This is a genomic window from Burkholderia sp. BCC0398 (genome assembly GCF_902833245.1).
Taxonomy (GTDB): domain Bacteria; phylum Pseudomonadota; class Gammaproteobacteria; order Burkholderiales; family Burkholderiaceae; genus Burkholderia; species Burkholderia sola.
Genome location: NZ_CADFEM010000025.1, coordinates 1 through 23,468 on the forward strand (window position 1 = coordinate 1; position 23,468 = coordinate 23,468).

19 protein-coding genes are annotated in these 23,468 nt (G+C 67.9%); 3 read left to right on the forward strand and 16 right to left on the reverse strand.

The window, feature by feature from the left end; all coding sequences use genetic code 11:
* Nucleotides 1-86: 86 nt before the first annotated feature.
* The 3 genes from HWX76_RS34345 to HWX76_RS34355 all read right to left on the reverse strand — a co-directional run bounded on the left by HWX76_RS34345 (nt 87) and on the right by HWX76_RS34355 (nt 3,815).
* Nucleotides 87-884 carry a 5'-methylthioadenosine/adenosylhomocysteine nucleosidase gene (locus HWX76_RS34345; protein ID WP_124557266.1) on the reverse strand — a complete coding sequence of 266 codons (798 nt, stop codon included), beginning with the start codon at nt 882-884 and terminating at the stop codon, nt 87-89.
* Entirely contained in the window at nt 881-3,244 is a 2,364-nt protein-coding gene (locus HWX76_RS34350) for a UvrD-helicase domain-containing protein (RefSeq protein ID WP_050017558.1), read from the reverse strand. The genes HWX76_RS34345 and HWX76_RS34350 overlap by 4 nt, the downstream gene beginning before the upstream one ends.
* 250 nt (nt 3,245-3,494) lie before the next feature.
* Complete coding sequence (locus HWX76_RS34355) at nt 3,495-3,815, reverse strand: T6SS amidase immunity protein Tai4 family protein (protein ID WP_244138071.1); 321 nt, start codon at nt 3,813-3,815, stop codon at nt 3,495-3,497.
* A 303-nt stretch (nt 3,816-4,118) separates the two neighbouring features.
* Here HWX76_RS34355 and HWX76_RS34360 point away from each other — a divergent pair, with 303 nt between their 5' ends.
* Nucleotides 4,119-6,986 (forward strand): valine--tRNA ligase, encoded by a 2,868-nt coding sequence (locus tag HWX76_RS34360; protein WP_050017560.1) that lies wholly within the window; start codon nt 4,119-4,121, stop codon nt 6,984-6,986.
* Between the two features lie 87 nt (nt 6,987-7,073).
* Nucleotides 7,074-7,958: a UTP--glucose-1-phosphate uridylyltransferase GalU gene (galU, locus tag HWX76_RS34365; protein ID WP_050017561.1), complete on the forward strand. Its 885-nt coding sequence runs from the start codon at nt 7,074-7,076 to the stop codon at nt 7,956-7,958.
* Nucleotides 7,959-8,011: 53 nt separating this feature from the next.
* Here galU and HWX76_RS34370 read toward each other — a convergent pair whose 3' ends face one another.
* The 7 genes from HWX76_RS34370 to HWX76_RS34400 all read right to left on the reverse strand — a co-directional run bounded on the left by HWX76_RS34370 (nt 8,012) and on the right by HWX76_RS34400 (nt 15,388).
* Nucleotides 8,012-8,626, reverse strand: a complete 615-nt coding sequence (locus HWX76_RS34370; RefSeq protein WP_124595271.1) for a DUF4136 domain-containing protein — start codon at nt 8,624-8,626, stop codon at nt 8,012-8,014.
* 37 nt (nt 8,627-8,663) lie between these two features.
* On the reverse strand, nt 8,664-11,051 hold the full coding sequence (locus HWX76_RS34375) for a CHASE2 domain-containing protein (RefSeq protein ID WP_176017015.1): 2,388 nt from the start codon (nt 11,049-11,051) through the stop codon (nt 8,664-8,666).
* A gap of 10 nt (nt 11,052-11,061) precedes the next feature.
* Nucleotides 11,062-12,423, reverse strand: a complete 1,362-nt coding sequence (locus HWX76_RS34380; RefSeq protein ID WP_176017016.1) for a FecR domain-containing protein — start codon at nt 12,421-12,423, stop codon at nt 11,062-11,064.
* Entirely contained in the window at nt 12,420-13,124 is a 705-nt protein-coding gene (locus HWX76_RS34385; RefSeq protein ID WP_006490421.1) for a response regulator transcription factor, read from the reverse strand. Before HWX76_RS34385 ends, HWX76_RS34380 begins: the two co-directional genes overlap by 4 nt.
* A 267-nt stretch (nt 13,125-13,391) precedes the next feature.
* Entirely contained in the window at nt 13,392-13,856 is a 465-nt protein-coding gene (locus HWX76_RS34390) for a peptidase (protein ID WP_124631711.1), read from the reverse strand.
* A 254-nt stretch (nt 13,857-14,110) separates the two neighbouring features.
* Nucleotides 14,111-14,338, reverse strand: a complete 228-nt coding sequence (locus HWX76_RS34395; protein ID WP_006402122.1) for a sulfurtransferase TusA family protein — start codon at nt 14,336-14,338, stop codon at nt 14,111-14,113.
* 117 nt (nt 14,339-14,455) lie between these two features.
* Nucleotides 14,456-15,388 carry a LysR family transcriptional regulator gene (locus tag HWX76_RS34400; RefSeq protein WP_176017017.1) on the reverse strand — a complete coding sequence of 311 codons (933 nt, stop codon included), beginning with the start codon at nt 15,386-15,388 and terminating at the stop codon, nt 14,456-14,458.
* 110 nt (nt 15,389-15,498) lie between these two features.
* On the opposite strand from HWX76_RS34400, the gene HWX76_RS34405 reads away from it, so the two are divergent.
* On the forward strand, nt 15,499-17,019 hold the full coding sequence (locus tag HWX76_RS34405; protein WP_050017570.1) for a CoA-acylating methylmalonate-semialdehyde dehydrogenase: 1,521 nt from the start codon (nt 15,499-15,501) through the stop codon (nt 17,017-17,019).
* Nucleotides 17,020-17,076: 57 nt separating this feature from the next.
* Here the strand turns inward: HWX76_RS34405 and HWX76_RS34410 are convergent, their stop codons facing one another.
* From HWX76_RS34410 to HWX76_RS34435, 6 genes are all read right to left on the reverse strand, one after another.
* The gene (locus HWX76_RS34410) at nt 17,077-17,961 is read right to left on the reverse strand and encodes a MurR/RpiR family transcriptional regulator (RefSeq protein WP_050017572.1); all 885 of its coding nucleotides are present in this window, start codon (nt 17,959-17,961) and stop codon (nt 17,077-17,079) included.
* A gap of 273 nt (nt 17,962-18,234) precedes the next feature.
* Entirely contained in the window at nt 18,235-19,407 is a 1,173-nt protein-coding gene (locus tag HWX76_RS34415) for a Gfo/Idh/MocA family oxidoreductase (protein WP_050017573.1), read from the reverse strand.
* A gap of 29 nt (nt 19,408-19,436) precedes the next feature.
* On the reverse strand, nt 19,437-20,363 hold the full coding sequence (locus HWX76_RS34420; protein ID WP_089488369.1) for a TIM barrel protein: 927 nt from the start codon (nt 20,361-20,363) through the stop codon (nt 19,437-19,439).
* 39 nt (nt 20,364-20,402) lie between these two features.
* Nucleotides 20,403-21,416 (reverse strand): Gfo/Idh/MocA family oxidoreductase, encoded by a 1,014-nt coding sequence (locus HWX76_RS34425; RefSeq protein WP_176017018.1) that lies wholly within the window; start codon nt 21,414-21,416, stop codon nt 20,403-20,405.
* 70 nt (nt 21,417-21,486) lie between these two features.
* A complete protein-coding gene (locus tag HWX76_RS34430; protein WP_176017019.1) occupies nt 21,487-22,398 on the reverse strand; it encodes a sugar phosphate isomerase/epimerase in 912 nt (303 codons plus the stop codon).
* A 44-nt stretch (nt 22,399-22,442) separates the two neighbouring features.
* Nucleotides 22,443-23,468 carry an ABC transporter permease gene (locus tag HWX76_RS34435; protein WP_050017580.1) on the reverse strand — a complete coding sequence of 342 codons (1,026 nt, stop codon included), beginning with the start codon at nt 23,466-23,468 and terminating at the stop codon, nt 22,443-22,445.

Below are 23,468 nucleotides of genomic sequence, written 5' to 3' on the forward strand. Positions count from 1 at the left end.
TCTTATCTGCCCAAGGTCATGAACACGATATCTCTAACGCACCGCTCGCAACGCCCGTTTACACCGTTCCGAATTTCAACAGCCTGCTAGGCCGCCGTCGTCGCATGCAGCGTCAGGAAACGCTTGAGGATGCCCGACGAATAGCTGCTCGCAATCGCCGACAGGAAGTGCGAGAACGACTGCGTCGCGTGATCGTCGGCCGTATCGGAGATCGTGCGCACGAGCGCGAACGGCACGTCGTGTTCGGCACATACCTGGGCGATCGCGGCGCCTTCCATTTCCACCGCGAGCGCGTCCGGCAGCGCGTCGCGCAGCGCGACGACTTCGCGCTCGCTCGACACGAAGCGGTCGCCGCTGATGACGAGCCCGGCGTGCAGCGCCGCGCCGGCGAGCCCGAAGCGCTCGGCGAACCGCGCGGCCTCTTCCTCGACGAACAGCGCGCATGCGGCCCGCAAGCGGGCCGTCAGCGCCGCGTCGGTCGCGAAACGCGTGATGCCGAGCAGCGGCACCTCGTAGCGCGGAAACAGCGGCGATGCGTCGAGATCGTGCTGCAGCAGCGTATCGGCCACGACGACGTCACCGACCCGCACCGTGCGCGACACGCCGCCCGCGACACCGGTAAACACCACGCCCGACACGCCGAACACGTGGATCAGCGCGCTGACCGTCGCGGCGGCCGCGACCTTGCCGACCCGCGCGAGCGTGACGACGCAGGCCGCGCCGTGCACGGTGCCAACGTGATAATCGCGGCGGCCGAGCGTGACCGTCTTCATCGCGCCGTCGGCGCGCATCGCGGCGATCAGGTCGCCGAGTTCCTCGGGCAGCGCGGCCAGAATGCCGAGCCGACGCGCGGCAGGCGCCACGACGAGGTCGACGTCCATCATTCCACCGCCTGCAGTTTCGCGACCGCGAGCGCGAGCCATTTCTCGCCGTGGCGCTTGAACTTCACCTGCGCCTTCGCATCGGTGCCGTTGCCTTCGAGCGCGGTGACCGTGCCTTCGCCGAACTTGGTATGGAACACCTGCTGGCCGACCCGGAAGCCGGTGTCGGCCGCGCGCTGCTTGTCCGCGAACGCCGGCAGCGGCGCGGACACGGCCGCATCGACGATCTGCTCGCGGCTGCCGCCGCCCGGCCGCGCGAACCAGTCGCGCCCGTAGCCGGCGTTGTCGGAGCGCCCGCCCCAGCGCGACCCGGCCTCGACCTTCGGCGTGAGCCACTTCAGCACGTGCTCCGGCAGTTCGTCGAAGAAGCGCGAGCGTACGTTGTAGCGGGTCTGGCCGTGCAGCATCCGGCTTTGCGCGAACGACAGGTAGAGCCGCTCCTTCGCACGCGTGATCGCGACGTACATCAGCCGGCGCTCTTCCTCCAGGCCATCCGATTCGAGCACGCTGTTCTCGTGCGGGAACAGCCCCTCCTCGAGCCCCGTGATGAACACGGCCGAGAACTCGAGCCCCTTCGCCGCGTGCACGGTCATCAGCTGCACCGCGTCCTGGCCGGCCTGCGCCTGGTTGTCGCCTGCTTCCAGCGACGCGTGCGACAGAAAGCCGGCGAGCGGCGTCATCGTGTCGGGATTCTGGGCCGGGTCGGCGGGCGATGCCGGATCGAGCACGTCGACCGCCGGATCGTCGGTCGCGGTACCGAGTTCGGGCGCCGCGATCGCGCCCGCGCGCAGCGGAATCGAGCGGGCCGGCGTGTCGAGCCCATAGCCTTCCTCGGCGATGAACGCGGTGGCCGCGTTCACGAGTTCCTGCAGGTTTTCGAGGCGATCCTGACCTTCGCGTTCGCCCTGGTAGAAATCGGCGAGGCCGCTCGCGCGCACGATGTGCTCGACGGTGTCGGGCAGGTTCATGTGCTGCGTGTCGGCGCGCATCTTCGCGATCAGGTTCGCGAACCCGCCGAGGCTCGTGCCGGCCTTGCCGGTCACGTACGGAATCGCGGCGGCCATCGAGCAGCCGTACAGCCGTGCGGCGTCGGCCAGTTGCTCGACAGAGCGCGCGCCGATCCCGCGAGTCGGGAAGTTCACGACGCGCGCGAATGCCGTGTCGTCGTTCGGGTTGTCGATCAGGCGCAGGTACGCGAGCGCATGCTTCACTTCCTGCCGCTCGAAAAAGCGCAGGCCGCCGTACACGCGGTACGGAATGCCCGACGACATCAGCGTGTGCTCGATCGAGCGCGATTGCGCGTTGCTGCGGTACAGGACGGCCACTTCGCTGCGCGCCATCCCGGTATTGATCAGCGAGCGGATCTCCTCGACGATCCAGCCGGCTTCCTGCGAATCGGTGCTGGCTTCGTACACGCGCACGGGCTCGCCGTGGCCGGCGTCGGTGCGCAGGTTCTTGCCGAGGCGGTGCGCGTTGTTCGAGATCAGCTGGTTCGCCGCGTCGAGGATGTTGCCGTGCGACCGGTAGTTCTGCTCGAGCTTGATCAGGTTGCGCACGCGGAATTCGTCCTCGAAGTCGCGCATGTTGCCGACGTTCGCGCCGCGGAACGCGTAGATCGACTGGTCGTCGTCGCCGACCGCGAAAATCGCGTTCTCGCCGCCCGCGAGCATCTTGAGCCACGCGTACTGCAGCTTGTTGGTGTCCTGGAACTCGTCGACGAGGATGTGCCGGAAGCGCGCCTGGTAGTGCGCGCGCAGCGGCGCGTTGTACGCGAGCAATTCGTAGCAGCGCAGCAGCAGCTCGGGGAAATCGACGACGCCTTCGCGCTGGCACTGCTGGTCGTACGCCTGGTACAGCTCGACGAACTTGCGGTTGAAGTTGTCGGTCGCGTCGACCTTGTCCGGGCGCAGCCCCTGCTCCTTCGCGTTGTTGATGAAGTACTGGACGTTCTTCGGCGGGTACTTTTCGTCGTCGACGTTCGCCGCTTTCATCAGTCGCTTGATCGCGGACAGCTGGTCGGCCGTATCGAGGATCTGGAAAGTCTGCGGCAGGCCCGCGTCGCGCCAGTGCGTGCGCAGCATCCGGTTGCACAGGCCGTGGAACGTGCCGATCCACATCCCGCGCGTGTCGATCGGCATCATCGCCGACAGGCGCGCCATCATCTCGCGCGCGGCCTTGTTCGTGAAGGTGACGGCGAGCACCGTGGGCGGCGATGCATAGCCCTGCTGGATCAGCCACGCGATGCGCGTGATCAGCACGCGGGTCTTGCCGCTGCCCGCCCCTGCGAGGATCAGCGCCGGTTCGTTCGGCAACGTGACGGCGGCGAGTTGTTCGGGGTTCAGATTGGCGAGCAGATCGGGCATGGAGCGGCGGCTAACGGGCGAGAAAAATGCGGGACCCGACATTATAAGTCCGTCGTGCGCGATACCGTGACCGACCGATGTGGCATCGCGGCCCAACAGGCCGCCTTCCCCGCCGGCGACGGCTTCGGCACGCGTGACCAGCGTTATTTCCTGCGCGGGGCAGCAGGTTGGTCGCCGATCCAGTCGGGATGAGGGACATACCGGCGAACTTGTTCGGCGAGTTCGGGGCCGTGAGACAGGTCCAGGCATCTCAGCAGAGCAAATTTTGCCCCGGCGTAACCTTCCACGGGATTGCCGTAATCGCGGCGCAAAAATAGTGTTCTGCAAGCCGCTCGACCGCCCGATCGCCTTTTTTCTCATCGTAACGAGTCCATTCCAGGAACGCACTCTTGGTGACGTCGGCATCCTTGCCTGCCGGCGATCCCCAGTAAGCGAGCGACAGGCACGCCGCCAACACCCTGTCCTTGTAATTCTCCGCATTGGTGCGCCGCACGGCCATGACGGAACCGGCTGCTTCGGCAGACAGTGCCGAACATAGCGCGACGGCGCAGACCACCCGAAAAATATTCATATGAGCGACCGGAAATAAGCACGGCTAGTGCGATAGTTCGCCTCCGGCATCCGCCGAGGGTTCTTTTTATCCCGGATATGCGCAGCGACGCTGCTCCTGGGTGGCGACGGCGGACCGGTGCGGCAGCAAGCCCTCGCCGACTCAAACCCGCAGCCTGACCCGCAAGTTAACCGTCCCAACACGCGTCAGCAATTGGACACGTGCGAACCTGACTGTAAGCCGCGAACGGCTCCGCTCGACGCCCGGCGACTTATAATGTGCGGTTCAAGTCTCCAACAAGCATTTTTCGGCAAATTTCCAACCATGAGCGACAACACGCTGGCGAAGAGCTTCGAACCCCACACCATCGAGTCCCAATGGGGGCCGGAGTGGGAAAAACGCGGCTACGCCGCCCCGGCATTCGATCCGTCCCGCCCCGATTTCGCGATCCAGTTGCCGCCGCCGAACGTGACGGGCACGCTACACATGGGCCACGCGTTCAACCAGACGATCATGGACGGCCTCGCCCGCTATCACCGGATGCTCGGCGAGAACACGCTGTGGGTGCCCGGCACCGACCACGCGGGGATCGCCACGCAGATCGTCGTCGAGCGCCAGCTCGACGCGCAGGGCGTGTCGCGCCACGACCTCGGCCGCGAGAAGTTCGTCGAGCGCGTGTGGGAATGGAAGCAGAAATCCGGTTCGACGATCACGGACCAGGTGCGCCGCCTCGGCGCGTCGACCGACTGGTCGCGCGAATACTTCACGATGGACGACAAGATGTCGGCCGCCGTGCGCGACGTGTTCGTCACGCTGTATGAACAAGGGCTGATCTACCGCGGCAAGCGCCTCGTCAACTGGGATCCGGTGCTGCTCACCGCCGTGTCGGATCTCGAAGTCGTCAGCGAGGAAGAAAACGGCCACCTGTGGCACATCCGCTACCCGCTCGTCGACGGCTCGGGCTCGCTGACGGTCGCCACCACGCGTCCCGAGACGATGCTCGGCGACGTCGCGCTGATGGTCCATCCGGAAGACGAACGCTACGCGCACCTGATCGGCAAGCTCGTCACGCTGCCGCTGACGGGCCGCGAGATTCCGGTGATCGCCGACGACTACGTCGACCGCGAATTCGGCACCGGCGTCGTGAAGGTCACGCCCGCGCACGACTTCAACGACTACCAGGTCGGCCTGCGCCACAAGCTCGCGCCGATCGAGATCCTGACGCTCGACGCGAAGATCAACGACAACGGCCCCGAACAGTATCGCGGCCTTGACCGCTTCGACGCGCGCAAGGCGATCGTCGCCGACCTCGACGCGCAAGGCTTCCTCGACTCCGTGAAGCCGCACAAGCTGATGGTGCCGCGCGGCGACCGCACGGGCGTCGTGATCGAGCCGCTGCTGACCGACCAGTGGTTCGTCGCGATGACGAAGCCGGCGCCGGAAGGCACGTTCCATCCTGGCAAGTCGATCACCGAGGTATCGCTCGACGTCGTGCGCGACGGCCAGATCAAGTTCGTCCCGGAAAACTGGACGACCACCTACTACCAGTGGCTCGAGAACATCCAGGACTGGTGCATCTCGCGCCAGCTGTGGTGGGGCCACCAAATCCCCGCGTGGTACGGCGAGAACGGCGAGGTGTTCGTCGCCCGCAACGAGGAAGACGCACGCGCGCAGGCCGCGGCAAAGGGCTACACGGGGGCGCTCAAGCGCGACGAAGACGTGCTCGACACGTGGTTCTCGTCGGCGCTCGTGCCGTTCTCGTCGCTCGGCTGGCCGAACGAAACGCCCGAACTGAAGCACTTCCTGCCGTCGTCGGTGCTGGTCACCGGCTTCGACATCATCTTCTTCTGGGTCGCCCGGATGGTGATGATGACCACGCACTTCACCGGCAAGGTGCCGTTCCATACCGTCTACATGCACGGCCTCGTGCGCGACGCGGAAGGCCAGAAGATGTCGAAGAGCAAGGGCAACACGCTCGACCCGATCGACATCGTCGACGGCATCGACCTCGAGGCGCTGGTCGCGAAGCGCACGACGGGCCTGATGAACCCGAAGCAGGCCGCGACGATCGAGAAGAAGACGCGCAAGGAATTCCCGGACGGCATCCCCGCGTTCGGCACCGACGCGCTGCGCTTCACGATGGCGTCGATGGCAACGCTCGGCCGCAACGTGAACTTCGACCTCGCGCGCTGCGAAGGCTATCGCAACTTCTGCAACAAGCTGTGGAACGCGACGCGCTTCGTGCTGATGAACTGCGAAGGCCACGACTGCGGCGCCGACAAGCCGGAAGTGTGCGGCGCGGGCGACTGCGGCCCCGGCGGCTACCTCGACTTCTCGGCGGCCGACCGCTGGATCGTGTCGCTCTTGCAGCGCACCGAAGCCGACATCGCAAAGGGTTTCGCCGATTACCGCTTCGACAACATCGCGAGCAGCATCTACAAGTTCGTGTGGGACGAGTACTGCGACTGGTATCTGGAGCTCGCGAAGGTGCAGATCCAGAACGGCACGCCGGAACAACAGCGCGCGACGCGCCGCACGCTGCTGCGCGTGCTCGAAACGGTGCTGCGCCTCGCACACCCGGTCATCCCGTTCATCACCGAGGCGCTCTGGCAAAAGGTCGCGCCGCTCGCCGGCCGCTATCCGCAAGGCAAGGCCGAGGGCGAAGCGTCGCTGATGACGCAGGCGTATCCGGTCGCGAACCTGCAGAAGCTCGACGAGGCGTCCGAACAGTGGGCGGCCGACCTGAAGGCGATCGTCGACGCGTGCCGCAACCTGCGCGGCGAGATGAACCTGTCGCCGGCCACCAAGGTGCCGCTGCTGGCCGCCGGCGACGCCGAGCGCCTGCGCTCGTTCGCGCCGTACGTGCAGGCGCTCGCGCGCCTGTCGGACGTGCAGATCCTTGCGGACGAAGCGGCGCTCGACCGGCAAGCGCACGGCGCGCCGATCGCGATCGTCGGCCCGAACAAGCTGGTGCTGAAGGTGGAAATCGACGTCGCGGCCGAACGCGAGCGCCTGTCGAAGGAAATCACGCGCCTGACGGGCGAGATCGCCAAATGCAACGCGAAGCTCGGCAACGAGGCGTTCGTCGCGAAAGCGCCGCCGGCCGTGGTCGAACAGGAGCAGAAACGCGTCGCGGAATTCCAGAGCACGCTCGACAAACTGCGTGCGCAGCTCGATCGGTTGCCTGCGTAACAAACGGTAAGGTCAATTGCGTTCAATATAATGCGAACGTGAACATAGACCGTCTGACAAGTCGATTACAGGAATAAAGGTTCGATCATGTTGAAAGTCACCAAGGCGGTATTCCCCGTGGCCGGCCTCGGCACGCGGTTCCTGCCGGCAACGAAGGCGAGCCCGAAGGAAATGCTGCCCGTCGTCGACAAGCCGCTGATCCAGTACGCGGTCGAGGAAGCGATCGCGGCGGGCATCACCGAGATGATCTTCGTCACCGGGCGCAGCAAGCGCGCGATCGAGGATCACTTCGACAAGTCGTACGAAGTCGAGGCCGAGCTCGAGGCGCGCGGCAAGGAAAAGCTGCTCGAACTCGTGCGCAGCATCAAGCCGAGCCATGTCGACTGCTTCTACGTGCGCCAGCCGGAAGCGCTCGGCCTCGGCCACGCGGTGCTGTGTGCGGAAAAGCTGGTCGCCGACAACCCGTTCGCGGTGATCCTCGCGGACGACCTGCTCGACGGCAACCCGCCGGTGATGAAGCAGATGGTCGACGTGTTCGACCACTATCACAGCTCGGTGATCGGCGTCGAAGAGATCCCGCCGTCGGAGACGAAGTCGTACGGGATCGTCGACGGCAAGGAATGGGAAGAGTCGATCGTCAAGATGTCGGCGATCGTCGAGAAGCCGGCGCCGGAAGTCGCGCCGTCGAACCTCGGCGTGGTCGGCCGCTACATCCTGAAGCCGCGGATCTTCGAGCATCTGCGTGCGCTGAAGCCGGGCGCGGGCGGCGAACTGCAGCTCACCGACGCGATCCAAGCGCTGCTCGCCGACGAACAGGTGCTGGCCTACAAGTATCAGGGCACGCGCTACGACTGCGGCAGCAAGCTCGGCTACCTGAAGGCGACGGTCGAATTCGCGCTGCGCCACCCGGAAGTCGGTGCGGAGTTCGAAACGTACCTGCGCACGCGCGACGGCGGACAACCGACCGTCTGAACGCGGCAAGAGCCCGCCCCGGCGGGCCCGCCCTCACCTCGCGGCCAGCGCTGTCAGTGCGCGTCGGCCGGCTTCACCGAGACGACGCCCGGCATGCCGCCCGCGTCGTCTTTTTTCGTCTTGACGAGCCAGCCGCTGCCGTCGCCGAACGGCACCTTCGCCAGCGCGCTCTTCACGAGCGCCGGCGCGGCCTGCTGCGTGCCCGGATCGCGGTCGCGCAGCGACGCCGACACGCGATAGACGTCGGCGCCCGATTTCGCATCGACGAAGCGCAGCGTCAGCACGTGACGGTACACGCGGCCCATGAACGGCAGCGCGAACGGCGCGGGCCCGTCGACCGTCACGCATGCGCTGCTCGCCGCGCCGCAGCCGGCGGCGCTCGCCGCGACCGCCGCCGGCTGCGTCGCATACGCGATCGACAACCGGTAGCGCGCGTCCTTGAGCGGCTGCGCATCGAAGCCGCGGCGCGCGAGTTCGTCGCGCACGAGCGTCTCGATCTGCCGATACTCGGCGTCGCCCGCCTGCGCAGCCGTCCGCACGAAATCGTAGCCGTGCGCCCCCGATGCAAATGCATTCGGCTGCCCGAGCGCACTCACGCCGCTCGTCACGCCCGCGCAACCCGTCAACAGCGACGCCGCCAGCGCGGTCGCCGCCCATTGCTTTCTCATGGCTTTCCCCAAATACCTGCCGTCGCGCCCGGCCCTGTCAGGCGGACGGCTCGTCGATCGCGGGCAGCGACACCGTCACCGCGGTGCCGACACCCACTTCGCTGTCGACCGACACGCTGCCCCCATGGCGCGTGACGACCGTCTTCACGAATGCCATGCCGAGCCCGGAGCCCGAGATTTCGGGCCGCTCGCCGGCATGGAATCGCTTGAAACGCTCGAACAGATGCCGCTGATCTTCCGGCGCAATGCCGTATCCCTGATCGCGAATCGTACAGAACATCCGCTTCGATGCGTGCTCGACCGTCAGCGTACACGTGATCACCGTGTCGGACGGACTGTATTTGACCGCGTTGTTCAGCAGGTTCACGAATGCGCGCGTGATCAGCGAGCGGTCCGCGCGCACCCAGCACATGTCGGCGCCCACGTCGGTCTCGACGCGGATGTGCTTCGCCTGCGCCTGCGGCCACACCTCGTCGCTCGCGTCGATCAGCACGTCGACGAGGCTCGTCACCTCGAGCTGGTACGCCTGCGACTCCGCGCGCGCCAGTTGCACGAACTCGTCGGCGAGCGACAGCGCGCGGTGCGCATAGCGCTCGATCCGCGCGAGCAACCCGCGCATCGCGTCGCTGTCGACGCGGTCGCGCTCGATCTCGACCAGCGCGAGAATCGACGACTGCGGCGAGCGCATGTCGTGCGACAGCAGGTGCAGCGCTTCCTCGCGATGCCGTTCGGCCGCGTGCAGCTCGGTCACGTCGACGAGGCCGGCGATCCAGCCCGTCACGCGCCCTTGCGCGTTCGTACACGCCGCGTAGCGTAGCAGATGGTCGAGCCCGTCGCGATCGCGCACCTCGATACCGCGCGCCATCGCGTCGTGCTCGGCCTCGAGCGTCGGGTCGAGCGCGGCCGGCCAGCGCTCGCGGATCGCCGCGTCGTGCTCGGCGTTGCCGTCGACGGTCTTCATGAACGTCAGCTCGCCGAGCGCCGTGCGCAGCGGCCGCCCTTCCGGCAGCGGCAGCGCGAGCCGCGACCCGTAGCGTTTCGCCGCGTGGTTCGCGATCAGCACGGTGCCGGCGAGATCGGTCACGAAGATCGGCTCGGGCATGCTGTCGAGGCTGTCCCACACGAAGCGCTTCATGTCCTGCACGCGCTGCGCGGCCTGCGCCATCAGCGCCATCTGCCGCTCCAGCACGTCGCCGCCGACGCTGCGCGTACGCGGCGCCTCGGGCAGCAGGTGCGGCTCGTCGGCGAGCTTCTGCAGCTCGCGGCGCAGGTACGACATCGTCATTTCCAGCCGCCGCCAGTTCCAGATCGGGTAGACGGCGATCAGCCCGAAGATCGCGGGCGCCGGCGTCAGCCAGATGCGCGCCTCGAACAGCAGCGCCAGGCTCGCGACGACGGCGAGCGCGGCGAGGCTCAGCGTCAGCAGCAGCGCACGCCACGGCGACAGCATCAGGAAGCCGCCCAGCAACACGGCGAGCGGCAGCAGCGACGCGACGAACAGCCCAAGGGGCGACGCGGGCGAGATCGCACTGCCGGTCGCCAGCATGTCGAGCACGTTCGCATGGATGTACACGCCGGCGAGCGGGCCGAATTCGCCGGACACCGGCGTCGCGAAGCGATCGTACAGCCCGGACGCCGTCACGCCGACGACGACGATCTTGCCGCGCAGCGCGTCGGGCTTCACGCGCCCTTCGAGCACGTCGTCGAACGACAGCGTCGGATACGCGGGCGTGTTGCGGCTGAACGGAATCAGGTAGCGGCCGTCGCCCGCCGCATCGCGCGACAGGTCGTGCGCGTTCGCGCCGGGCACGCCGCCGACCGGATGCAGCCGGCCGGCCTGGATCGCACGATAGACGGGCACCATCAATTGCGGCCAGCGCACGCGGCCGTCGCTTTCGAACAGCGCGACGCTGCGCACGATGCCGTCGCGATCGACTTCGAGATTGATATGGCCGAGCCCCGTCGCGCGCGCCGCGAGCGCGGCGACCGGCGGATCGACGGAACGCATGCCGTCCGCCTGCTCGGGGCTCAGCAGCACCGGCAGGAAGGTCGGCACGCGGCTCATCGCGTCCGCGAACGCGCGATCCTCGGGCGACGGTTCGGTAAACAGCACGTCGTAGACGACGGCGGCCGGCTGTGCGCGCGCGAGCGTGTCGAGCAGCCGCGCATGCACGTCGCGCGGCCACGGCCAGCGGCCGAGCGTGGACACGCTCTGGTTGTCGATGTCGACGACCACCACGTCGGGCGACAGCGGCAGGCTGCGCAGCATCAGCAGCCGGTCGTAGATCAGCCCGTCGACGCTCGACGACAGGCGGCCGAGCGCGCACGCGAGGATCACGGCGACCCCGAGGCAGCCGATCGCGATCCATTCGATCAGAAAGCGGCGGCCGAGGTGCCGCCGTGTGGAAACGGAATCGGGTTTCATGCGCCGCGGGTCAGCGCGACAGCGTGAACGCGCTGACCGGACTGGTCTTCTCGTAGAACTTGCCGCCTTCGAATTCCTCGACGGTCACCGCCCAGAAATAGTCGCCCGGCGGCAGGTGCGCGACGGTGATCTGGCGCGCGTGCAGGCCGACCTGATCGACGACCGGCGCGCTCAGGTCCTTCGAGCGCGACAGCACGAACCGGTAACGCGCGTTCTTGCCCGCCCCGTTCGGCGACCAGCGGAACTCGTAACCGCCGGCGCCCGGCGACGCGCTCGCGTCGAGCCCCATCACGCGGCGTTCGAACGTATAGGTGCGCGGTAGCCCCTCGAGGCCGTTCGCATCGATCGCGGCGATCCGCACGAAGTAGTTGCCGTTCGGCACGTCGCGGAACACCGCGCGCGGCGAATCGGTGCGTGTCTCGCGGAACAGGTCCATCAGCCCCGCATCGTGCGCGAGCTGCACGCGGTACGCATGCGCTTGCTCGAGCGGCGCGATGTCGAACGCGACGTCGGGCTCGTCCTGCACCTTGTCGGGATGCTCGAGCGCGGGTGCGCCCAGCAGCGCGATCGGCGCGCCGACCGCACCCGACGACGTCGCGACGCTGCCGAAGTTCGCATGCACGAGCGTCGCGCCGACCGGCTTGCGGCCGCCCGCGACGCCGACGGTGCCGTCGAGCACTTCGACGCGCGTCGACGCCGTGCCGGCCGCGTCGTAGTTCACGCGAAAGCGCGTGCCGCGCACGCCGGCGACGACCGACGGCGAGCGGATCTGGAAGCGGTCGTCGCGTTTCTTCAGGTGGGTGACTTCGCTGTCGACCGAGCCGCGCGTGAGTTCGAACTCGCGATCGAGCGTGCCGGTCAGCACCGTGCGGCGCAGCGACTTCAGGTCGAGCTGGCTGTCGGGCGGCAGGCTCATGTGCGTGCCGTCGGTCAGCTCGATCGTCACGAAGCCGTTCGGACCGGTGCGCACGCGGTCGCCTTCGGCGAGCGTCGCATCGTTCGCGAGCGGCGCGAAGGCAGCGCCGGACGCGCGCTCGGCCGTGCCCTGCACCGCGATCACGCGTGCGGTGAGCTTTTCCTTGCGCAGGCGCGCGACCGGCAGCTTCAGCGCGATGCCGGGCTGCAGGCGCTTCGGCGCCGGCACGCCGTTGATCTGCTGGAGCAGTTGCCAGTCGTCCACGCCCTGCAGGTAGCGCGCGGCGACGTCGTACAGCGTGTCGCCCACCTGCGTGCGATAGACGACCGTCTTGCCCGCGGCGGCGGGCGGCTGCGCCGCGGCCTGCTGCGCGGCGAACGCGAATGCGACCGCGCAGGCCGCGCGCAGCGCCGCCGTGCACAGGCCCGCCGTGCGCCGCGTGATGCGCGCGGTCACTCCGGTTCCCCCTGGCCGACCCGTTCGAGCCGGTAGCCGTATCCGTAGATCGGCGCGAGACGGTAGCCGTTTTCGGGCCGCAGGCCGAGCTTGGTGCGCAGCATCGAAATGTGCGTATCCATCGTGCGCGACGGAATGTCGGTCGCCTGCTTCCATACGAGGTCGAGAATGTGCGCGCGCGACAGCGGCCGGTCGAGATGCTGGAACAGCAGCAGCGCGAGCTCGAATTCCTTTTGCGTGAGGCTCACGGCCTTGTCGCCGACGTACGCCTGCTTCAGGTTCACGTCGAAGCGGAACTGGTCGAACTCGCGGACGGTGGCCTCGGCATTGACCGGATACGCGCGGCGCAGCAGCGAACCGATACGTGCGCGCAGGATCGGGCCCGACACGGGCTTGACCACGTAATCGTCGGCGCCGGCGTTGAGGATCTGCGTGATTCCCGCCTCGTCGTCGCGGCTCGTCATGAAGATGATCGGCAGGCTGTGCTCGGTCTGGTTCGCCCGCACCCACTTGAGCACTTCCTCGCCGGACATGTCGGGCACGTTCCAGTCGAGCACCAGCAGGTCGAACGTCTCGCGCTGCAGGCGCTTCTTCAGGGCCTTGCCTTCCTTGAACGCATAGCACGTATGGCCGACGGCCGTCAGCGTTTGACTGACGAAATCCGTCTGGGCCGGATCGTCATCCAGTACAGCAATTCTCATAGCACCCCGCAAATCGAAGTCGACTCGTCCACTCGGCTCCCGCGCCTGCCCCGGCCGCGCCACCTGTGCGCGGCGTCCGGATACCGGCCGGCGAGCCGTCGTTCGCCGCTCGCGCCTCCTGCGCAAGCCGGCGACCCCGGCTAAATATCTCAAAAACGGGGCACGGACGAACCGGCGATTTCATCATAGTAGTATGAAATTCGCCAAGAAATTGCGCGGACTATCGCCCTTTCTTCGAATAATCCTTTCTCTTGCGCAACCGGACGCCTATTCGGCGCCCGCGATGCCGGCCACCGGCTCGGCGAAATCATCCGTCGGCATGCGCGGCGACGGCCGCTGCGGCAACGGCGGTTGCGCCAGCACGGGCTGCCCCAGCACGGGCTGCCCCAGCATCCGCTGCAACTGGTCGCGCACGCGCTCCCACGCGCCGGCCGCGTAGTCGGGCTGGCCCGCCGCCCATGCCTGCGCCAGATCGAACACGCGTTCGATCGTCGCACCGCAGTAGGTCGGGCCCGCGCCGTCGTCCCGCGCGGCGTCGCGCAGCCGTTCGTCCAGCCATTCGGCCAGCCACGGCATCTCGGCCGCGGCCGAATCCGCATAGGCCTCCAGCGCGGCACGCGCGTGGCGGTCCTGTTGCGGATCGAGCTCGATCCGGCTCAATTCCGAGGTGCGCACGGGCGCGATGCTTTCCGCTCCGGACGGACTTCGAAGGGTCCCTGGTCTGAAGGACATGTCCTCTCCCCGTTGTACGACGGTAGCGTCAGGCATGGCCCCCGAGCCCGCCGTGCGACGTACCGTGGCCGGCGCCTCCGCTGGGAGCGGACGACCGGCCGGGTCAGTATACGCAGCCGGTCGCGCAACGAGGTTTAAGAATTGTCAGAGAAGTGTGGCCAGCGCTTTCCAATGGAACAGGCGCCTGGGCAAGGGCACCGGGCCAGGGACAGCCGGCGAGGCGCCCGGCGCGGCGGGACACGTGATGCGCGCCTTCAGCGGCGGCGCATCAGGAATACGAAGGTCTTGTCCTGGGTCGTCGATTCGACGATCTCGTTGCCCGTCTGCTTCGCGAACGCGGCGAAATCGCGCTGCGAGCCCGGATCGGTCGCGAGCACCTTGAGGATCTGCCCGCTTTCCATATCGGCAAGCGCTTTCTTGGCACGCAGGATCGGCAACGGGCAATTGAGCCCGCGCGCGTCCACTTCCTTGTGAATCTGCATCGGCTGTCGACCTTCGAATGACGCGCCATACGTGGCGCGGGAGGAAGCGGCGATTTTACCGCAGCGCCGCCGCGCTTGCCCGGGCCGCCCACGGCCAGGCGCCCGCCGGCACCCGGCTCACGCGCCGGAGAAGCCGCCCGCGAGCCGTTCGCGCAGGTGCCGCACGAGCGCGCGCACCGCACTCGGGACGACCGGGCTGTACGGGCGGATCGCGAAAATGTGGTCGCCGAACGCGCCCGACGGCCGCCAGCCGTCGAGCAGCGCGACGAGCCGGCCGGCGTCGAGATCGCGCCGCGCGCTGAAATCGGGCAGCAGCGCGATGCCGAGCCCGCCGAGCGCGGCCTCGCGCATCGCCTCGCTGTTGTTCGCCGCGAAACTGCCGCGCACCGGCACGCTCACGCGCTCGCGGCGGCCGTCCGGCTCGAAGCTCCACGCGGCCGGCTCGTGCTCGCGCAGATAGCACAGGCAGCTGTGATCGACGAGCTCGCTCGGGTGGCGCGGCGCGCCGCGCGCGTCGAGATAGTCGCGGCTCGCGACCAGCAGCGAACGCGTGTCGCACAGCTTCCACGCGACGTGGGTCTGCGGCGCGGTGGTCGTATGGCGGATCGCGAGATCGAAGCCCTCCTGCGTCAGCGAATGCAGGCGGTCCGACAGGTCGAGCTCGATCTGCACGCCCGGATGCTGGCGCAGGAAATCGGGCAGGTGCGGCACGACCTGCTGGCGCCCGAGCGCGACCGGCACCGTCAGGCGCAGCAGCCCGCGCGGCTCGCCGGCGAGATCCTTCACGCGCGCGAAATGCTGGCCGATCGACTCGAACGCATCGCGCGTGCTGTCGACGAGCGTCTGGCCCGCATCGGTGAGCCGCACGCTGCGCGTGGTGCGGCGCACGAGCGGCACGCCGGCCGCCTTTTCGAGATCGGCGATGCGCTGGCTCATCGCGGCCTTGCTGATGCCGAGCCGCTGCGCGGCGGCCGTGAAACTGCCGGCCGCGGCCAGCACCGTCAGCGAATGGATATGCGGCCAGAGCGCCTGGACATTTTGCTGATTCATCCAGTGATTATTCAGAATTCTGAACAGTGAATCAAGCTGCGCGGTCTTCTCCCGCCCCGCCGCTTTGCCTAGACTTGGTTCCGTTCACCCCCTACTCCCAGGAGACACGCATGACCACGGTTCCCGCGTATACGTCCGACGCCGACGTCGGCCACTACATCGACGGCGCGCCCGTCGCCGGCCGCAGCGGCCGCTTCCAGGACGTGCTCAACCCGTCGCTCGGCCGCGCGGTGCGCCGCGTCGCGCTCGCCGGCAACGACGAAGTCGAGCGGGCCGTCGCGTCCGCCCACGCCGCGTTCCCGGACTGGGCCGCGACGCCGCCGATCCGCCGCGCGCGCGTGCTGCACCGCTTCCTGCAACTGATGAACGAGCACCGCGACACGCTGGCTGCGATCATCACGGCCGAGCACGGCAAGGTGTTCTCCGACGCGCAGGGCGAAGTCGCGCGCGGCATCGACATCGTCGAATTCGCGTGCGGCGTGCCGCAACTGCTGAAGGGCGACTTCACCGACCAGGTCAGCACCGGCATCGACAACTGGACGATGCGCCAGCCGCTCGGCGTCGTCGCGGGCATCACGCCGTTCAACTTCCCGTGCATGGTGCCGTGCTGGATGTTCCCGGTCGCGATCGCGACGGGCAACACGTTCGTGCTGAAGCCGAGCGAGCGCGACCCGTCGGCCGCGCTGTTCATCGCCGACCTGCTCACGCAGGCCGGCCTCCCGGCCGGCGTGTTCAACGTCGTGCAGGGCGACAAGGGCGCGGTCGATGCGCTGCTCGACCACCCGGACGTGCAGGCCGTCAGCTTCGTCGGCTCGACGCCGATCGCGGCCTACGTGCAGCAGCGCGCGGTGCAGTCGGGCAAGCGCGTGCAGGCGCTGGGCGGCGCGAAGAACCATCTCGTCGTGATGCCCGACGCGAACATCGAGCAGGCGGTCGATGCGCTGATTGGCGCCGCGTACGGCTCGGCCGGCGAGCGCTGCATGGCGATCAGCATCGCGGTACTGGTCGGCGACGTGGCCGACAGGATCGTGCCGGCGGTCGCCGAGCGCGCGCGCAAGCTGGTGATCGGCGACGGGATGTCGCCGGAAGTCGAGATGGGCCCGATCGTCACCGGCGAAGCGCTCAAGCGCATCGAAGGCTATATCGAGCAAGGCGTGAACGAAGGCGCGCAACTGGTGGTCGACGGCCGCGGGCTGCGCGTGCCGGGCCGCGAGGCCGGCTTCTTCACCGGCGGCACGCTGTTCGATCACGTCACGCCCGACATGCGGATCTACAAGGAAGAAATCTTCGGGCCGGTGCTCGGCTGCGTGCGCGTGAAGGATTTCGGCGAAGCGGTCGACCTGATCAATGCGCACGAGTTCGGCAACGGCGTGTCGTGCTTCACGAGCGACGGCGGGATCGCGCGCGAATTCGCGCGGCGCATCCAGGTCGGGATGGTCGGCATCAACGTGCCGATCCCGGTACCGATGGCATGGCACGGCTTCGGCGGCTGGAAGAAGAGCCTGTTCGGCGACATGCACGCGTACGGCGAGGAAGGCGTGCGCTTCTACACGCGCCAGAAGTCTGTGATGCAGCGCTGGTCGTCGAGCATCGGCAAGGGCGCCGAATTCGCGATGCCGACCGCGAAGTAAGCCGGCCGGTGCGCCGCCCGTCGATCCGTTCGGCGGGCGGCGCACCGGTAGCCGAGATCAACCGGCCTTCGTGCCGTGCGCGCCGTCGGCGGTCGGCAGGTACGACAGCTCGAGCCGGTACGCGAGCGCGACGAACAGGCTCTGCGCAAGGCCCATCGTCGCCGTCAGCGCGCGAAAGCCGAACGTCGCGCTGTCCTGCACCATCAGCGTCACTTCCGCCTCCCGCGCGAGCGGGCTCATCCGGCTGTCGGTGATCGCGATCAGCCGCGCACCGCGCTGCGCGGCCTGCTGCGCGACCTGTACCGTCTCGTCCGCGTACGGCATGAACGAGATCACGATCATCACGTCGCCTTCGCGCACCGATCGGATCTGCCCGAGATGCATGCTGCCGAGCGCGCTGAACAGCCCGATGCGCTTGTCGGTGTGCTGCAGCGCATAGTCCAGATACACGGCGATCGGAAACGCGCGCCGCGACCCGGCGATCCAGATCGCCTGCGTATCGGCGAGCAGGTCGACCGCCTGCGCGAGCGCCTGCGAGTCGAGCGTCTGCCGCAACTGCTGCATCCCGGCAATGCTGCCCTTGATGAATTCGTCGGCGATCTGTTCGGGTTGCAGGCTCGACGAACCCGATTCGATCACGTCGCGCACGCGCAGGTTGTACGCACGGCCCGGCGCGATCTGCTGCGCGAGCCCTTCGCGGAACAGCCGCTGCATCTCGGAGAACCCGGAGAAGCCGAAGTGCTTCGCGAAGCGCACGACGGCCGACGGCTGGACGCCGCAGGCTTCCGCGAGCGACTGGATGCCCTCCAGCCCAAGCTGGTCCCGATGCGTTTCCACGTGGCGCGCGATCACCTTCAGGCGATTGCTGAGGCCGTCGTACTCCTGCGTCAGGTGCTGCAGGAACGCCTCGACGGTGGCGGGAGGTTTCTCGGATGAACTCATCGGATAGCGCGAAGTTGACGGCCCCGGTGCGCGCGCGTGGCTGGCCGGCGCGGCCCGGGGCTCGACTGGATACATGCATGAAGGGCGAATTTAATCACGTTTGCGGCACGGCCCGCGCCGCCTGCTCGCTCCCACGCGCTCGATCATCGCTTGCATACGCTCCACGGCAAGACTGGGAGCGATTGTCCAACGCGTTCGCGGCGGCGTAAAGATCAGGGTGTGTACCGAGGCCGGCCGTCGCGACGAAGCGCGGCGCAGCCGGCCCGCCTCCGTTCAGCGATAGTCGACCCACACGCCGCCCGCGTCGGCCGAACGCACGCAGTTCTCGACCCAGCGCACGCCTTCGACGCCCGCGTGCACGTCCGGAATACGGATCGCCTTCACCGCCACGGCGTCGCCGCGATCGGCCGCGTCCATCGCGAGCGCGAAGCGCGCGTAGAGATTCGACCATGCGTCGAACAGCCCTTCCGGATGCCCGGCGCCGATGCGGTCCTCGCGCAATGCGTGCGGATGCAGGTACGGCATTCCGCGATCGAGCACCTGTGCCGGCTGCCCCTGGACTTCGTAGCGCAACTGGTTCGGGTGTTCATCCCACCATTCGATGCTCGCCTTCGAACCGATCACGCGCACCTTCTGCCCGTGCATCGAGCCGGCGTTCACCGCGCTCGACCACACGTAGCCGATCGCGCCGGTGTCGTATTCCATGATCGTGAACGCGTTGTCCTCGAGCGGCGCGCGGCTCTTCACGAAACTCTGCCGCGAACACATCAGCCGCTTGATCTTCAGTTCCGGCGCCATCACCTCGGAGATATACAGCGGATGCGTGCCGATGTCGCCGAGCACGTAGCTCGGGCCCGCGAACTTCGGATCGACGCGCCAGCGCGCGGCCGCGCTCGCGGCCTCGACGCCCTCGCTGTGAAAGCCGTGCGCGAACTGCATCTGCACGATGCGGATCTCGCCGAGGTCGCCGCGCGCGATCATCTCGCGCGCCTGCTCGATCATCTGGTGTCCGGAATAACCGTACGCGACGCCGACGATCCGGTTCTTCTCGACCGACAGCCGCTGCAGCGCCTCGGCTTCCTCGGTCGTGAAGCACAGCGGCTTCTCGCAGACCACGTGCAGCCCCGCGTTCAGCGCGGCGCGGCAGATCTCGAAGTGCGTGTTGTTCGGCGTCGCGATCGATACCGCGCGGATGCCGTCCGGCCGCCGCGCCTCCGCGTCGAACATCGCCGCGTAATCGGGATAGCAGCGCTCGGCCGCGACGCCGAGCTTCACGCCGAACTGCCGGCCGCGTTCGGGATCGATATCGAATGCGCCCGCAACCAGCTGGAAGCTGCCGTCGCGCAGCGCGGCCGACCGGTGGCTGTAGCCGATCTGGCTGCCGAGCCCGCCGCCGACCATGCCCCAGCGAATCGAATGTCCAAGCAGAATCTGTCCGTCAATCATGATGGTGTTCCTGGTGCGGGTTCAGAGGGTCATGCAAAACCGGCCGACGCGAGAAACGCGCGGCTCGCGGCGACGTCGCGCAGGCTCGTGCCGGCGTTGCGCGGGTCGCGTTCCTGTTCGATCGTGATGGTGCCGGCGTAGCCGATGTCGGCGAGCGCGTGGCGGATCGCCGGGTAGTCGAGCACGCCGGTGCCGATCGGGCACATCACGCCGCGCGCGCAAGCCGCGAAAAACGCGATGTGCTCGCCCATCACCGCGTCGTACACGGCCGCGTCGATATCCTTGAAATGCACGTAGTCGAGCCGCGCCGCGTGGCGGCGCAACCACGTTTCGGGGTCCATGCCCGAGTAATGCAGGTGGCCGGTGTCGAGGCACAGGCCCGCCGTGTCGGCCGGAATATCGGCGACGATCCGGTCGATCTCGTCCGCGAACTCGATGTACCCGCCCGCATGCGGATGGATCACCGCGCGCACGCCGAACTCGTCGCGCGCGATCGTCGCGATCTGCCGGATATGGCCGACCATCCGCGCCCAGCGCGCGTCGGACAGCCGCGGCGCGCGATCGCCGTGGCCGGCCGCGTAGTCGCGCTCCTCGTGGCCCCAGTCCATCACGACCAGGTACGGCGCCGCGTAGCGCTGGCCGTCCTGCGTCGGCAGCTTCGGCAGCCGCGTGATCAGCGCGCAGATGTCGCGCGTCTGGCGCAGGAGGTTCGGCAGGTTCTCCGGCGACACGAGATCGTCGAAGATCGTGCCGGCCGTGATGCTCAGGCGCTGTCGCTCGAGCTCGGCGCTCACCACGTCGAGGTCGAGCGGGATGTAGCCGTACGGCCCGAGCTCGATGCCCGAGTAGCCGGCCTGCGCGGCCTCGGCCAGCACGTGCCGCCATGGCGGCAGATGCGGGTTCTTCACGTCGTCGACGCCCCAGCAGCACGGCGCGCAGCCAATCTTCATCGTCATGTCGGTCGGTCCGGCAAGCAGGCGGCGAACGGCCGCGGGTCAGCCGCGATAGAACGCGGGACGGTCGGCCATCGCGATCGGCTCGACCGCGCCGCTCTGCTGCGCCCGCACACACGCGTCGGCCGCGACCGCCGCCGCGTAGCCGTCCCATGCGGACGGGCCAGTGAGCGCGCCCTGCCGCACGCCGTCGATGAATGCCTGCAGCTCGACGTCGTACGACGCGATGAAGCGCTCCTTCCAGTCGGTCATGATCTCGACCGACTGCCGCGCCGCATGCTTGAGCCCGACGGCCGGCGGATCGGGCAGCTTCGCGATGCCCTGCTCGCCGACCACCTCGCACTGGATGTCGTAGCCGTACTGGCAGTTCACGAAGATCTCGACGTCGATGCGCACGCCGCTCGCGGTTTCGAGCAGCACGATCTGCGGATCGGCGAGATGCGCGCCCGCATGGCGCGTCTTCTTCGGATAGACGACCTGCGCGCTCGTGTAATCCTCGCCGAGCAGCCAGCGCAGCACGTCGAGTTCGTGGATCAGCGTGTCGGTGATCGCCATGTCGGTCGTGTAGCGCTCGCCGACCGACTGGTTGCGGTGCGCGCAATGCAGCATCAGCGGCGCGCCGATCTGGCCGCTGTCGATCACGCGCTTGAGCGCGCGATAGCCTTCGTCGTACGGGCGCATGAAGCCGACCTGCACGAGCCGCTTGCCGTGCGCGACTTCGGCTTCGGCGATCCGCATGCAGCCGTCGGCCGTGACGGCCAGCGGCTTCTCGCAGAACACCGGCTTGCCGTGCGCGATCGCGTCGAGCACGAACGCTTCGTGGGTCGGCCCCCACGACGTGACGAGCACGGCCTGCACGTCGGCGGCCGCGACCACTTCGTGGCCGTCGCCGTAGATCTCGGCGTCGAGCCCATACTTCGTCACCGCGTCGCGCGCCTGCTGCGGATCGATGTCGTTGACGGCCACGACGCGCGCACCGGACAGCGTGCGGGTCAGTCTGCGGATGTGGTCCTGGCCGATCGCGCCGCAGCCGATCACGCCGATTTGCAAGGTCATGCAGTTCTCTCCAGTCGTTCGTTCATCAGCGGCGCGGCCCATGCCGCGCCGGTCAACAATCGGTCATCGGTCAACGCGCCGCGCGATCGAAATGGCGATCGACGTAGCGCTGGATCGCGTCGCGCATATAGCGCGACGACGCTTCCGCGCGGTCTTCCCACGCGAACACGCACGACGACAGCACGCCGTCGAAGCCGGCGGCGCCGAGTGCGCGGAAAAACACGTCCCAGTCGATCTCGCCCTGCCCGATGTCGAGATGCTGGTGCACGCGAATCTGGTTCGAGCCGGGCGGGTTCACGATGTAGCGCAGCTGGCTGCTCTTGCGGTGGTCGAAGGTATCGGCCACGCGCACGTGCGCGAGGATCGGCGCGGCGGCCGCGATCATCGCGGCCATGTCGTCGCCGTAGTGGAACGTATGCGGCGCGATATACGACAGCTTCAGCGACGGCGAACCGAGGTTCGTGACGATGTCGATCGCAGGCTGCAACTGCTCGATCCAGTCCTCCGGATGCGGCTCGACCGACAGCACGATGCGCTCGCGCTCGAGGATCGGCAGCAGCACGTCCATCGACCGAAACCACGCGGCCTCGCACAGCGCCTGAGGGTTCGCGCCCGGCCGCTCGCCGACCGAGCGCTCCGGCGACGCGCCGCGCCCGAACTCGGACACCATCAGCGGACACTCCATCTCCACTGCCACCTCGATCGCCTTCTTCCAGCAGCGCACGGCCCATTGCCGCTCGTCGTCGAACGGGCTCGCCCAGCGGTACATCGGTTGCAGCGACGCGAGACCGACGCCGCTCGCGCGCATCGCGTGGCGGAACGCGGCCATCCGCTCACGGGTCGCGCGCGGCATCACCCACCAGTCGAGAAAGTCGCCGCGCGGCGACAGCTCGATCTGGTCGTAGCCGAGCTCGGCCACCGCGTGCGGCAGCCGGTCGAGCGGCAGGTGGCGAATCATGTAGGGGTCCAGCGCGATCTTCATCGTCTTCCCGGGCAGTTTCGTGATTTCGGCAGCGGTGGAATCGATCAGCGGCGCGACTTCTTGTTGCGGTACTGGTCGGCGATCACGGCCGCGACGATGATCGCGCCCTTCACCATCTCCTGGTAATACGCGTCGATGCGAATGAACGTGAAGCCCGACGTCATCACGCCGAGGATCAACACGCCGATCACGGTGCCCGTCACGCGGCCGAGGCCGCCCGACAGCGACGTGCCGCCGATCACGACGGCCGCGATCGCATCGAGCTCGTACATCACGCCCATGCCCGACTGGCCGGAGATCGCACGCGCGGCGGTCACGGTCCCCGCGATGCCGCTCAACAGGCCCGCGATCGCATAGACGAAGATCAGGTGCCGCGTGACGTTGATGCCCGACACGACGGCCGCATGGCGGTTCGCGCCGATCGCATAGGTGTACTTGCCGAAGCGCGTGTAGCGCAGCACGACGTGGAAGATCGCGGCGATCACGACGAAGATGATCACCGGGTTGGCGCCCGCGCCGATCGCCGCGAACGGGTCGGTCAGCATCGACACCGGCATCCCGTTGGTGAACCACTTCGCGAAACCGCGCGCGGCGACCATCGTGCCGAGCGTCGCGATGAACGGCGGGATGCCCGTCATCGCGATCAGCGTGCCGTTCAGCAGGCCGACCAGCAGCCCGACGCACACGCCGGCCAGCACCGGCCAGATGATCGGCAGGTCGGTGAGGTGCGGAAACACCGCGCGCGGGAAGTCGGACACCTGCGCGAGGCTCGCCGATACGACGGCGGCCGCCGCGACGACCGACCCCGACGACAGGTCGATCCCGCTGGTGATGATCACGAGGTTCACGCCGACCGCGATGATGCCGATCACGGCCATCTGCAGCACGATGATCTCGAGCCGCTCGGCATTGAACAGGAAGCTCTGGCCGACGACGACCCAGCCGACGATCTCGAAGAACAGGCTGATGCCGACCAGCACGAGGAAGATGCTCAGTTCGGGCGGCCACTTCGCATGCCGCGACTTGAGGGTCATGGTCTGCGCATCCGCGACCGGGTTCAGGTTGCCCAT